This is a genomic window from Vreelandella venusta (assembly GCF_044809155.1).
Classification (GTDB): domain Bacteria; phylum Pseudomonadota; class Gammaproteobacteria; order Pseudomonadales; family Halomonadaceae; genus Vreelandella; species Vreelandella venusta_B.
The window spans coordinates 2646257-2660120 of record NZ_CP085241.1; the positions used below are offsets into that span (position 1 = coordinate 2646257).

A 13864-nucleotide genomic window follows, 5' to 3' on the forward strand; every position below is an offset into this window, starting at 1 on the left:
GTGATAACACATGAAGCTACTCAAACGGGGCGCTGACTAACGGGCACTTTAACGCTTCAGTGAAATCCTCAACCGGCGCGGGGCGTCCAAACAGAAAACCTTGATAAACACCGCACCCCAGGTTGGTCAGCACCTGACACTGATCTTCTGTTTCTACGCCTTCAGCCACTACGCCAAGGCCTAAACTCTCCGCCAAGGTTATGATCGTCTCGGCGATAGGCTTTGCCTGCATATCGAGCGCTAAATCGCGCACAAAGGCAATATCAATTTTCAGCGTATCCAGCGGTAGGCGCTTTAAATAGGCAAGCGATGAATAACCGGTGCCAAAATCATCTAATGCAAAGCTAACGCCTAAGCACTTTAGTTGCTGCATTTTGTTAATGGTACCCTCTGCATCGCTGAGCAGTAGTGACTCTGTGAGTTCCAGCGTTAAGCGTTCAGGCGGAGCCTTATAGTGTTGCATGGCCGACAACACTTGTTCGGTAAAGTCGGGCTGCTGAAATTGGCGCACGCTCACATTCAGCGATAGCTTTATATGCTGTAGCCGCTCGTCCTTGCGCCACTCGCCTAATAGGCGGCACCCCTCCTTAAGCACCCACCCGCCCAGCGGCAAGATAAGCCCGGTCTCTTCAGCCAGCGGTATAAACGCACCGGGCGATACCATGCCCTGCTTCGGATGTTGCCAGCGCACCAGGGCTTCTGCCCCTATCACCTGGCGCTGTGCATCCACCTGAGGCTGTAAGTGAAGGCACAGCGCATCCTGTTCAATGGCAGTGCGTAGCTCACGCTCCATTACCAAGCGCGCTTCAAGCTCGCGCTCTTGCTCTACTTGGAAGAACTGGGGCTTGCCGTCACGAAGGCGCTTTGCCGCTAGTAGCGCAAGGTCTGCGCGTTTAAATAAAGGCGCTATGCCTTCTCGCTTAAAAGGGTCAAATAGCAGCACGCCTACATTCAACTTACACGGATAGGCATGCCCTTTTAGCTCATAGTTTGCGCTCAGGGAGGCCAACACTTTCGACATAAGCGTATCGACATCACGCTCTGCGCTGGCATCGTCTGCGGCTGAAAACGCACCCAATAAGGCGAACTCATTGCCATCTAACCGCGCTGCATACAGACCCGCCTCTGCCCAATACTGAAGCCGCTTGCTTAATTGGCGCAGCAACTCGTCGCCAATCTCTTGGCCTAAGCTGTCGTTAAGGAGTTTGAAACGGTCGATATCCAAAAGGGCCATGAAGGCATAGCGATGGTCACTTGGGTGCGTGTTGCCAACCTCGCTTAACCGCGCTTGTAACGCTCGTCGATTGGGAAGCTCTGTCAGCACGTCATGGTAGGCCAGATAGTGAATACGCTGCTGGGCTTGCTGCTCTGCTGAGCGGTCGCTAAGTAGCGCGACGTAATCGCTATCATCGCTGTCGGTGTATTTCACACGGGTGACGCTTAACCACGCTGGAAACACAGCGCCATTGGCGCGTAACGCTTGTATCATGCCGCTCCATTCGCCACGTTGTGCAAGCGCTTGGCGAATCACTATGTTCAGTGCATGGTGATCTTGCGCATAAGCAAGCTGCGAGGCAGATTTACCCACCAGGTGGTCACCTGACACCCCTACCCAGCGCGCGAACGCGGCATTGCACAGGCGGATGCGGGAACGATAATCCAGCAACACCACGCTATCTTGTAAGGCGGAAATTACCTCTAACAAGCGCGTTTGCGTCATATATTCATGGCGCTGGCTTGTGTGTAGCCGACGCTGAACCTGCGTGGCGATCAACGTAAGCAGGGCGGTTAGTACCGCGCCTACGCCAATCAAATAAATCAGCCAACTGCCATGTGGAGAAGCGGCAGATACAGCGTTAGCCGGAGTAGAAATAGCAGAAGGAAGCACGGGCAACGTAGGGCTCGCGATAGGGGCAAACCACGCCGCTTGCATCGCCACATAGTGCATACCGCTCACGGCAATAGAAACACACAGCGCGGCGATAAACGCACAGCGCCTAGCGTGCTGCATACCCCACTCGTGCTGGCAGAACCGGTAAACATAGATACTCGCGATGCCCAAGCCGACGGCCACCAGCAGCGAGATTAGAAAAAAGTTTAGCGAATAATAAAGCTCGGCAGGCATACGCATGGCGGCCATGCCGCTGTAGTGCATTGCGCCAATCCCCAATCCAAGCCCAAGCCCCGCCAGCGATAACGCTTGGTGTGAAGGATATTGGCGTGCAAGCACTACCATGGCACTCAAGCTACCCAATATCGCCGGCAGTATAGAAAGCAGCGTGGGCAACGGCGCATGGGCAACGGGAAAGTCCAGCTGATAGGCGTGCATGCCAATAAAGTGCATGCTCCAAACCCCCAGCCCCATAGCGCTCGCTCCTGCACAAAACCACAGGCTCCGCATAATAGGGCTGGATACCCTGCGTACCAGCTTGATGATATCCAAGCCTGCATAAGAGGCCGCCAGCGCAACAAGCCAGGAAAGAAACACAAGCGGTATATCGTGCTTTCCCTGAATCGCATCAAGCGCCTGGGGGTCCGACAACACATTAAGTAGCATGAAGGCGCTAATACTCCGTTTATTGTTATGCTGACTTTTAATAGCAAGCGCGGCTTACTTTTCGCTGGTAAACCAAGCACTAAAAACACTAATACACATCACGCCTTTACAATGCTTGATACCATGAATTTACACAACATAAGTATGGCTATTACAAGCGTATTTGTTATTAACATAGTCATTAATAGAATATTAGTTTTTTTGCTAATTTTTAATCACTTAACCGGCAGGCACGCTGCGCTACAACAGGCAACGGTGCACTGTATTGAAAGTCATGGATCTCTGGAATCAATTCCTTGATGACGTTCGACACATAATGGATGATACTGCGCCACCATTATCATAATCCCTTTTCAACACCCGTCATCCCAGCAGCATTATGCAGCGTGGGTGCGCTGGTTGTTACGCTGTACGAGGTTTCACCGCTGATGCTCAAAACGCTGTGGGCCCGATTAGTCGTCGCTGTTTTTACTCCCATTATTTTAGTGACGGCAACGCTCTACCCAATGTTTAGCGCACAGCTAGACACCCAGCTGGAAAGAACACGCGTAGCCGCTGATGCCTTGCTGGAGGCCAAGTACGCTACCCTGCTGCAGGATATGAACGATAGTTTTAACCAGGTTCTTGCCACCGCCGAAGTTCCGCTGCTGCGCCTAATGCTATCAGCCCACCAACGGGCGTCTCTTTCTGCCTCCCCGGATGCTGTTCAAAATCAAGAACGTTCGCGCTTCGCAGAGCAGCTCCACGATCTATTTAACACACTGTTAGTGCATTTTGGACGCTATACCCGCGTAGTACTTATTGATGCAGAGGGCATGGAGTTGATTTCCGTCAACACGCCCACGCTATTGCCTGACGCCCCACTCACAAGGTACACCGCTAGCGACGCCTTTAACGAAGCAATGGCACTACAGGAACGTGACTTGTACGTATCGCCCCCTTATTTAGGCACCCAAGCACACAGCGAGACATACGGTACCAGCAGCACCCTAACAACCACGCCGGTCATCGATATCGCGACCCCCGTGTTCGATAACACGGGGAACCGCCTCGGCGTGCTGCTATTGACACTGGACTGGTCGACTATCACAGCCAACATCCCCCAGGTGCTGTTGGTCGATGCACGGGGCACTGGTCTATTGCCCGATAGTAGCCAAGGGCTAATACCGTTTAACGAAACTCTATCAGAACAGTGGCCTGACGCGTGGCAGAAAATGGCACAGCGCAACCGTGGCGATATCACCATCGATAATCAGCTTTTATGGTTTTTAAGTCATGATATTCGGACGCATCACTACCGCAGCCAAGCAGGCATGATAACCAGCCACCCTGACTCTCAGCCCTGGCGGCTAGGCATTGTGATGACCAAGCCCACCTTGAAGGGTCTGATACTGGAAAGCCGTGTGCAGCTTATTGCCACGATACTGATTTACCTGCTGGCCATCGCCTTTAGTCTTTTTTGGGCACTTAGCACCCATCGCCTGCGGCGGTTAAGGCGTGAGGCACGGCATTACGCTAGCGAAGTGAAGGATCTCTACGAAAATGCGCCTTGTGGCTACCACTCTTTAGATAGCCAAGGTTATATCGTCAAAATCAACCGTACGGAGCTCAACTGGCTAGGCTATCGTGCCGAGGAACTTATTGGTAAACGACTGTATCGGGATTTTATCACCCCCGAAACGCGGCAGGCCTTCGATGCGGGGTTTCAGCAAATGCTTAACAGGGAGCAGGCGGCCTCGGCAGAGTGTGCGCTGATAAAACGCGATGGCACCACGCTGCCAGTGGCTATTTTGACCACCGCCCATGTGACCGAAGATGGTTTTCAGTATACCCGCACCACCGTCTTCGATTTAAGCGAACGCAAGCAGCTAGAGTCCCGCTTAGAGCAGCAGGCAATGACAGACGCACTAACAGGGCTTGGCAACCGGCGTTTTTTAGAGGATCAGGCCGTTATGGAGATGGCGCGCGCGCAGCGTAGTGGCGAGCCACTTAGCTTGATTGCCATTGACTTAGACCATTTCAAGCATATAAACGACACCTATGGCCACGATGGCGGCGATAAGGTATTGCAAGCCTTCGCCGCCACGGCACGCGCCCAGCTGCGTGACGGCGATGTGCTATGCCGCATGGGAGGGGAGGAATTTGCTATTTTGCTACCCAACGCTACCGCCGGGCAAGCCATGCAGGTGGCGGAGCGCCTACGCCACGCGGTGGAGCACACACCCGTTGAGTTAACAGCTGATGAGATAAGTAACATCACCAAGAGCGTTGTTTCTTATACCGCTTCATTAGGTGTTACCCTTGTTAGCATCAATGAAACGTCGCTAAAACCCGCGATCAAGCGCGCCGATCAAGGGCTTTACATCGCCAAAAAAGCAGGGCGCAACCAGTCCCACTGGCAAGACGTTTAATCTAACAAGCGTTTTAAATCGCCATAAGGCAGATGCCTGGCATCACCGGTGAAATTTTTTTAAGCCTTTTTTCCTAACGTGATATCATCGCCGTAATAGCAACGGTTTAAAAAGTCACCGCATTCGCCCTGCTGACGCTACTTTCTACATCTTTCGTTTATCTAGGCATTTAGCGTTAACGTTAATTTTACAATTTCCGCTCGTCATAGGCAGTTGATAAAAACTTAATAAACAGCGCCTAAAAGTTAGCTGCATCTAAACTAGCAGAAGCGGCCTCTACCCATTTAAACAATGAGATTATTAATACGCACATTGGCGTTTACATAAAAATTCTTAGGATAATTAATGAACCGCCAGTTTTCAGACGCTAATATTTTTCATCACCTCGCCAATGCGCTCTCTCAGGCCCAAGGTGAGGGCTATTTTGAGCACGTGGCCGCAGCGTTAGGCGCGTCACTGGCAGTTGATCATCTGATTATCGCGCGTATTGATGAGAGCCAACAAGCCACTACATTGGCCCTGTGGTCGAAAGGCAAGCTACGCCATAACATTACATTTGAAGTAAATGATCTGCCGATTAGCGCGTCAGACACATCAGACTTTATTCATCTTTCTGAAAACGCGGCACAGCGCTTTCCGAAGAACCAGCTTCTTGCCTCGCTACATTCTCATGCCTATTTGAGCGTCTCTTTCTCCCTGCCCTCCTCCGTGAATTCTCAAAGAGGCAGCACAGGGTTTGTCGCCGCGGCTAGCGCAAGCCCAATTAAAAACTCCCACTACCCGGTGGAAGTGCTCCGTCTTGCCTCTGTGAATATAGCGGTAGAGATTACTCGGCTAGAAAAAAAGCGGCGGCAGCAACAGCGCACGCTGTACAAAAGACAAGCGCTGCAGCTACTAAGCCAAAGCCATCAGGTCATTACGCATGCCAGTAGCGAGCAGGCGCTATTTGACACTATTTGCCAGCAAGCGACTGCGATTGGCGGCTTCTCGATGGCTTGGATTGGCTACTCTCAGCCAGGCAATAGAGACGTCATCACGCCTCAAGCCGCTGCAGGTAGAGGGCGCAGTTATTTACCGGCTATTGTGGAGGCGTTTGGGAAGTTCTATGCAACGTCTCCCCACATTGAGCACACCGAAGTAGGCAGCTGCAGGCCTATTCAGCTTGCGGACATGGCGAACCACCCTGCCTTCAGCGCGCTAAAAGATGTGGCGCTAGCCTGCCACTTACGCAGCGTGGTATGCCTACCGCTTGAGTGTCACGACCAATGTTATGGCCTGCTAGCGCTCTACAAACCGGATACTCAACCGTTTGATGATGATGAATTACAACTGCTTAACGCGCTAGCGGGTAACGTCGCCTTTGGCATTGATACGCTGCGCAGTAAAGCGGCGCAGCAACGCATTCAGCGTGCCGTACTGAAAATAACCTTGGCTGTTTCTGCTCGCACAGGCGAGGAGTTTCTTGATCAGCTAACGCATCACATGGCGGATGCATTGGGCGCAGACTTGGCGTTTATTGCACAGCTTAATACCGATGCCCCCAGTCGTGCAGATACTCTGGCAGTTGTGATTGACGGCGAACGTCAGCCGAATTTTACCTACACGCTACCAGGCTCCCCCTGTGAAGAGGTATTGGCTAATAGTGAATGTATTGTCACTGACGGCGCAGGGCCATCCCTACCGGTAGAAGGTCGCGAGGCGCTTCGCTGGGTGCGTGCCTATGCAGGTCGGCGATTAGACAACAATGAGGGCAAGGCCGTTGGGCTGTTAGGTGTGATGTATCGGGAACCACTACACGACACTGAATTAGTGTCCAGCGTTCTGCAAATCTTTGCCTCTGGGGTCACTGCTGAGCTGGCGCGTCAAAAAGATGAAGCACATATTCGTCAACTGGCTTTCTACGACACAGGCACCGGGCTGCCAAATCGTACTGCGTTTATGCGGCGCCTGGAAAACAGCTTTAACCATGCGGTAGAACACGGCCACCAGTTAGGCCTAATGCTGCTCGATTTGAACCACTTTAAAGAGATCAACGACACCCAAGGGCACGATGTCGGCGATAGAGTATTAAAAGCGGTGGCCACGGCTTTCCAGCAATCGCTTAAGGCTAATGAGTATCTGGCGCGTTTGGGAGGCGATGAGTTTGTGGTGCTTCTTGAACGAAATTCTCAGGGTTTGCTTACCCATACAGCAGAGCGCTTGCTGCACTCTCTGGCTGATCCTCTGGTCATCGATGGTCAAAGCTTTGAGTTAGAAGTCAGCATTGGCGTTGCGCTATATCCAGATGACGCAGGCAGCGCCCGTGAACTACTCAAACACGCTGACATTGCTATGTACCAAGCCAAGCAACAAAAACTCCCTTACCTCTTTTTTGAGGCCCAAATGGGGGTCGCACTTGCTTCACGGCTGGATATGGCCAAGCGGCTCTCTGAAGCACTCGCTAATGGGTCATTAAGCCTTCATTATCAACCACAAATTGACCTTAAAACCGGCCAGTTAACCGGTGCAGAGGCTCTTTGTCGCTGGTACGACCCCGTGCTAGGGGCCGTTGGACCGAATGAGTTTATCCCCTTAGCAGAAGAGCGCGGTCTTATCATTCCACTGGGCAACTGGGTGATTAACGAGGTTTTTCGCCAGTTAGCCGCTTGGCAGTTGGAAGGGCACACCATGCCTGGAAAAATAGCGATCAATATTGCGTCTCGCCACTTCGAAGACCCTCGGCTTATCGACAACCTGCAACGCAAATGTACGGCCCATGGCGTTACACCCTCACAGATTTGTCTTGAGCTAACGGAAAGTGGCTTTATGGAAGCTCCAGAAGAAGCCGTGGCGATAACGCAAACTCTTAAAGAGGCTGGTTATGGACTCGCCATTGATGACTTTGGTACAGGCTACTCATCGCTGGCGTATTTAAAACGCTTTTCAGCCGACAAACTTAAAATTGATATGTCATTTATTCTCGACATGTTAAACAACCATCATGATCGTACTATCGTGGCAACCATTATTGCGATGGCACACAGTCTTGGCATGGTGACGGTTGCCGAAGGTGTCGAGTCTTGTGAGTTGGCAGCCGCTCTGCTTGAAATGGGCTGCCAAGAGGGACAAGGCTATTGGTACGACAAACCACTGCCCGGCGATGAGTTTATGAAAAGATGGCTAGCATCACGCTAATACACCGCCTTGCCACATGCCCCTAACTTGCTTAAGCAGGGGCATGTGGATCAATTGCTTACAATCACATTTTTGCAAACGTAATGCCATAGTCATCAGGATTGACAACCCCTTCTAGCCTGCCAATTTGATCGAAGTCGCTCACGTTTAAAATCGTATCAATATTGGTATCTTTAAACGTTAAGTTTTTAACTACTTCGACTTTTATTGGCATACCCTTACTATCAACATCCATGATCCACGCTAAGAACCCACCTGAAAACTTAGCCAAGCTGCCTATAGGGTAAAGGCCATAGCACTGAATATACTCGACTAACACTGTTTTATCATAACTGCCGTGCTGCTCATTGATAACTCGGTACGCATCTAAAGGGGTGCGGGGCGGGGTGCCGTTGCGGGTATGAGTCAACTTATCAACCGCTTTAACAATTGATATAAGCTTAACGACATCGGACAACTGCCCACCTTTCAAACCTCTGGGGTACCCAGTACCATCCAAACGCTCATTAGCGTGCATCATCACATCTTCGCATAGCTCGCTAGGCACCCAACCTAATGCAGTCAGCTTTTCTAGCAGCACAGTGACATGTTGTTTTAACAGCTGCTTCTGACGCGTGTTCATGCTCTCTTTTAAAGAAGGTATCTCTTCGCTAACCATCAAGGGTTTACCCATGGTATGCATGAGCGCACCCATAACCACTTCCCTAACGCTCGTTGAGTGGGCATCTCTTAGCAGCATAATGTCAGCGGTTTGCACGGCGACGCGTATCGCATGCCTTGCCCAGTCAGGCTCATTATGCAAAAAAGTAAGTGCGTAAAGCGCAGACTTCCTATCCTGCCTAACCAAATAAAGTACCGTTTCAGCGCAGTCATAAAGCGTTTTTTCAGGCAAGTGGCTACGGCTTTTAATATACATAAGCGCATATTGAAGTTGATGCGCTAAGTCCAAAATCCCCCGCTGTATAGACGATTGGCGTTTGCGTTTTTCCAGACCCTGCTCCTCACGGCGAAGAATCGTTTTCTCTTTTGTACCGGGTAGAAAGAGATACGAATGGCTCACTATTTTATCGTTGATACCTGAGCGGTAGGCAGCTTCACGTTCCACTTCGGAGACCAAGTGAAAAATTTCCTCTGTTTGTTGTGGGTCTAGCTCCTCAAATTGAAGTCCAAGTGCGGCATAGCCGTGGTGACCAAAAGGTCGCATGTGGCGTAGTAACGCTTTTGAATGGAAATACGTACCGTTTGGAAACTCAATGGTCACTCCAGGCAGCAAAAGACCAACGGTTAACGCATGACTGTCCTCAATACTAATATCTACTAAGCAGCCACCGGCTGAGATATTACGCAGAGAGCCGTTAACCACTAAACCGTTGCTATAAACTTCAACACTTACCCTTGCGCTCATTCCTAAAATAAAGGGAATTCTAGCAGTGCCTCGATGCTCTACTAAAAAGACAGAGGGGGGTAGCTGGCAGGATAACTGACAAGCACTCGCATTGAGCTTTTTTTCCACAGCGGGTACATGGCTCATACTATAGGCATCACGTCTAACCACCCCTTTTATATCATTTAGCTCATAGGGATGAAGCGCTTCAATATCAAAATTAATGCACTCGTCTTCTAAATAATGCTCTATTTCCTCCCCGTGAGTCTCTACCTTTAGCAATAATTGACCGCTATCCAGGCTAAGCCCCACCACTTCAGCCGCTAGTGTACAAGGTAAATTTTTGGCATAGATGCAAAGCTCATACTCGTGATTGATGAATGTTTGTAGAACTTTAGCGGACGGATTTTTACTTTTGTAGAGGGTGTGCATAGTTAATCCCCATGTACGTTTTAATTATATTAGTGGGGTAACGAACCGCTGGTACTAAAGGTTTTGTATTACTAAAAGTAGCTATAAAGCCTTATTTTATCAACAAACACGTCTCCCAATAATTTAAACGCCCTCATTCAATAAAACGCCTCCGTGCCGCTACTTGCAGCACGGAGGCGTTCTGGTAATTTTCGTGTTCGTTTAGCTTACGCGAACACGCTGGTCCATTCACTACGCTTGGCGAGCAGAGCCCTGGCAAGCTCTTGGGCACCTTCCAGGCTATGGCTTGCGGCCCAGCCGCACTGCAACTCATTGCAGGCAGGTACTTCCGTCGCAGTGAGTACGTCATTGAGCGTTTGCTCGATGATGTTAATCACGTCGTCGTAATCATCATGGTTGATCAGCGCGATATAGAAGCCGGTTTGGCAGCCCATCGGGCTTATATCGACCACTTTATCCGTATGGTTGCGTGACATTTCAGCCATCAAGTGCTCCAAAGAGTGCAGCGCAGGCATCTCCATGTGCTCTTTATTAGGCTGGCAGATACGCAAATCGTATTTATGGATACGATCACCATTTTGGCCTTCTTTAATATCAGCCAAACGCACGTAAGGCGCTTTTACCTTGGTATGATCCAGGTTAAAGCTTTCAACGTTCATTTTCTTTTCGGTCATATTGGCTCCGTTATCTTGATATTTCGCAGAGGGATTCTAAGCGCTTGCCGGTTTTACACCTTGGGAGCGTCAAAATTCCATGGCTCATCGGTGTAAACACACACGTTGGCGTCTTCAATATCGCCATCGGGTGACTCGACGTGCTTAGCGAAAAAATCTTGAATCTCTTTGCGCTGGCAATGGGCTTCAAACTCTTCACGGCTAGCCCAAATCTCGTGAAATACGATCGGGTAGCTAGTACCTTGAGCAAACGGGTTATCAATCTGCCGAGTCACAGTGTAATGAATACAAGCATCTTCGCGATGTGTATTCGGCTCCAGGCTCTGTAACGCTTTAAATACCGCCTCTTCCTTACCGGCTTTAGGCTTAAAACTGGCGATACAGTAGATTTTTTCCGACATGCTGACATCCTAACTGATTAAACGGCCATTATTATGCGCGGCTACTGGGCATATTGACAGCCTTTAAGCTGCTGCGTTCACGCGACTACTGGGCGGCGCTTTCAGCCACATCACGTAATACATTGGCCACGTCATCGAGTGGCAGATCGCACGCCGCCAACTGATGGCGTTCGGCAAGATATTGCGGGGCATTCCACTCGATGCGAACGCCCTCCTCCGTTTCGCGCACAACCATTTTTTGCGGCAAGTCTAACGCGACGCTGCCTTGGCACTGCATCATCGGGGTGCCAACATTAGGGTTACCGAAAATAAACGTCGTGGTGGCAGGCAGCGATAGCTCGTTATTAGCGGCATTTTGAGCATGGTCAATGCTGGCGACCAGCGTCAGCCCTTTTTCTTCAAGTGCCGAATTTAGCTGACTGGTCACTTGCTCAAATGAATGCTCACTGTTGACATGCTCAATCCCCATGAAAGAGGAGGCCAAAGCAGGTTGGGCAAGGGTTAATGCAGCGGCGGCTAAAGCGTAATAAGTACAACGCATACCATCTCCTTCGCGCTAGGGTAGGTTATTTGAGTAAACGGTCGGCGAAGATTTCAAGATCAGCGACGGTCATATCGGGTTCCCCACCCCATGGATCAAATGGCGCGTCAGCTTGACGCCTTATCCAGGCACTGCGTAGACCTCCATGAATCGCCCCAATCACGTCAAAGGGGTTGCTGGAAATCAGCCAGGTATGCTCTGGCCGTACCTCTAGCCGGCTGCGTAAATAGGCGTAAACCGCAGGGTCGGGCTTGAAACGCTTTACATCATCGACGCTGACAACGGCGTCCATGTGGCTCTCCACGCCGGCCCGAGCAAGTAGTTGAGTGACGGCCTCTTGGGTGCCATTAGAAAACGCCACGCAGCGAATACCGGCATCGCGAAGTTGATCAAGGGCGGGCACCACATCGGGGAAAGCGGGTAGTTCTGCATATACCGCCATCAAGTGATCTTGATCGTTATCAGAAAGACCGGTTTGCATCGCGCGGTCGGTAAATACAAGCGCTTCTCGGGTACATTCCGAAAACGGTACGTAGGCACCCATCAACCCATGGCGAAAGCTGTATTCAAGCTGCTTCTCCCGCCAGCGTTTAGCGAACTCACCCGCCTGCTGAGCGTCGCGCAGCCGCCACTCCAGCTCAATGGTAACGCCATGGGTATCAATCAGCGTGCCATATACATCAAAGGCAAGTACCGGTTGCATGATCACTCCTGGTCTAGTGGGCAGAACAATCGTTGGCGATAGGCAATCTCATGCATCTAGCATAGCTGCCCCCATCAAAAACAAAAACGCCGCTGCGATATTGGCAGCGGCGTAGAGAGCGTTAAGCGCTATTAAATCGTCAAGGCCGCTTCCTGCTGCCCTGTTTTCAGGTCGCCAGAGCGCACCAACTCATCGGTGACACGATCAATGGCACGCTTGGCACGGCCGATCATCTCGTCCACTTCACCTCGGTTAATGGTGAGCGGTGGCGCAAAGCCAAGGATATCGCCTTGGGGCATGGCGCGGGCAATCAGGTTCTCTTCCATCGCCGCTGCCGCTACCCGTGGGCCAACTTTCAGAGCGGGGTCGAAGTGCAGGCGCTGCTTGGCGTCTGGTGAGAATTCCAGCGCGGCCATCAGGCCAACGCCGCGCACGTCACCCAGCAGTGGGTGGCCGTCAAACGTCGCTTTCAACTGCTGCTGGAAGTAAGCGCCAGTTTCCGCCGCGTTGCCCACGAGGTTTTCACGCTCGATGATATCCAGGTTGGCAAGGCCCGCCGCACAGCCTAGCGCGTGGCCTGAGTAGGTCCAGCCGTGGCCGATGGGGCCAAACTCACCGGTGCCCTGCTCCAGCACTTTCCACACTTTATCGCCAACAATTACACCCGACAGCGGCTGGTACGCGCTGGTCAGGCCTTTGGCGATGGTGACCAGATCAGGCTTCATGTTGTAGTGGTGGCTGCCAAAGTCGGAGCCGGTGCGACCAAAGCCACACACCACTTCGTCAGCAATCAACAGCACATCGTATTTATCCAATACCGGCTGAATCGCTTCCCAGTAGCCTTCTGGCGGCGGCACAATGCCACCCGTGCCGAGCACTGGCTCACCGATAAAGGCGGCAACGGTGTCCGGGCCTTCTTCCAAAATCATCGCTTCCAGCTTCTCGGCGCAGTGGGCTGAGAACTCAAGCTCCGTCATGCCGTGCTGCTCAGCAGCGCGCAGGTAGTAGTGCGGCGCTTCGGTATGACGAATGGTGTCGATTGGCAGATCAAAGTGATCATGAAACGCTTTAAGGCCGGTTAATGAGCCAGAGGCAATGCCGGAACCGTGGTAGCCGCGCATGCGCGAGATAACTTTTTTCTTCTGCGGGCGGCCCAGTACGTTGTTGTAGTAGCGCACAATTTTGAGCTGGGTTTCGTTGGCGTCTGAGCCGGACATGCCGTAGTAGACCTTGGACATGTTCATGCCCGCGATCTTCAGAATGCGCTCTGAAAGCTCAATCTGCGGCTCGTTAGAGTGGCCTACGTAGGTGTGGTAGTAAGACAGTTCTAGGGCCTGCTTATAGATTGCTTCCGCTACTTCCGTCCGCCCGTAGCCGATATTGACGCAGTACAGGCCGGCAAAGCCGTCGATAAATTCACGGCCATCTTTATCCACGATATTGATACCTTTACCACCGGTAATCACGCGGCCCGGCGAATCGCCATGGGCGAAATCGCGTAGGTGGGTTGAGGCGTGAAAAGTGACTTTACGGTCGCGTTCGATCAAATCCTGATGCAAGCTCATAGCGTTCTCTCTGTACGATAAA

The 13864-nt window shown here is 51.4% G+C and carries 9 protein-coding genes; 2 read left to right on the top strand and 7 right to left on the bottom strand.

Annotation, left to right across the window (positions count from 1 at the left end; translation table 11 throughout):
- Positions 1-16 precede the first annotated feature (16 nt).
- The gene (locus LG301_RS12350; RefSeq protein WP_404471456.1) at positions 17-2557 is read right to left on the bottom strand and encodes an EAL domain-containing protein; all 2541 of its coding nucleotides are present in this window, start codon (positions 2555-2557) and stop codon (positions 17-19) included.
- A gap of 428 nt (positions 2558-2985) precedes the next feature.
- Between LG301_RS12350 and LG301_RS12355 the strand changes: the two genes are divergently transcribed.
- Together LG301_RS12355 and LG301_RS12360 are read left to right on the top strand one after the other, a co-directional pair.
- The gene (locus LG301_RS12355; protein WP_404471457.1) at positions 2986-4968 is read left to right on the top strand and encodes a GGDEF domain-containing protein; all 1983 of its coding nucleotides are present in this window, start codon (positions 2986-2988) and stop codon (positions 4966-4968) included.
- A 345-nt stretch (positions 4969-5313) separates the two neighbouring features.
- Positions 5314-8142 carry an EAL domain-containing protein gene (locus tag LG301_RS12360; RefSeq protein ID WP_404471458.1) on the top strand — a complete coding sequence of 943 codons (2829 nt, stop codon included), beginning with the start codon at positions 5314-5316 and terminating at the stop codon, positions 8140-8142.
- 64 nt (positions 8143-8206) lie between these two features.
- Here LG301_RS12360 and LG301_RS12365 read toward each other — a convergent pair whose 3' ends face one another.
- The 6 genes from LG301_RS12365 to LG301_RS12390 all read right to left on the bottom strand — a co-directional run bounded on the left by LG301_RS12365 (position 8207) and on the right by LG301_RS12390 (position 13842).
- Positions 8207-9958 (bottom strand): HD domain-containing phosphohydrolase, encoded by a 1752-nt coding sequence (locus tag LG301_RS12365; RefSeq protein ID WP_404471460.1) that lies wholly within the window; start codon positions 9956-9958, stop codon positions 8207-8209.
- Positions 9959-10164: 206 nt separating this feature from the next.
- Positions 10165-10632: an S-ribosylhomocysteine lyase gene (locus tag LG301_RS12370; RefSeq protein WP_404471462.1), complete on the bottom strand. Its 468-nt coding sequence runs from the start codon at positions 10630-10632 to the stop codon at positions 10165-10167.
- A 53-nt stretch (positions 10633-10685) separates the two neighbouring features.
- Entirely contained in the window at positions 10686-11033 is a 348-nt protein-coding gene (locus tag LG301_RS12375) for a putative quinol monooxygenase (protein WP_009721375.1), read from the bottom strand.
- An 85-nt stretch (positions 11034-11118) separates the two neighbouring features.
- A complete protein-coding gene (locus LG301_RS12380; protein WP_404471463.1) occupies positions 11119-11574 on the bottom strand; it encodes a DUF302 domain-containing protein in 456 nt (151 codons plus the stop codon).
- 25 nt (positions 11575-11599) lie between these two features.
- Complete coding sequence (locus tag LG301_RS12385) at positions 11600-12277, bottom strand: haloacid dehalogenase type II (protein WP_404471465.1); 678 nt, start codon at positions 12275-12277, stop codon at positions 11600-11602.
- Between the two features lie 131 nt (positions 12278-12408).
- A complete protein-coding gene (locus LG301_RS12390) occupies positions 12409-13842 on the bottom strand; it encodes an aspartate aminotransferase family protein (protein ID WP_404471466.1) in 1434 nt (477 codons plus the stop codon).
- Between the last annotated feature and the right edge of the window lie 22 nt (positions 13843-13864).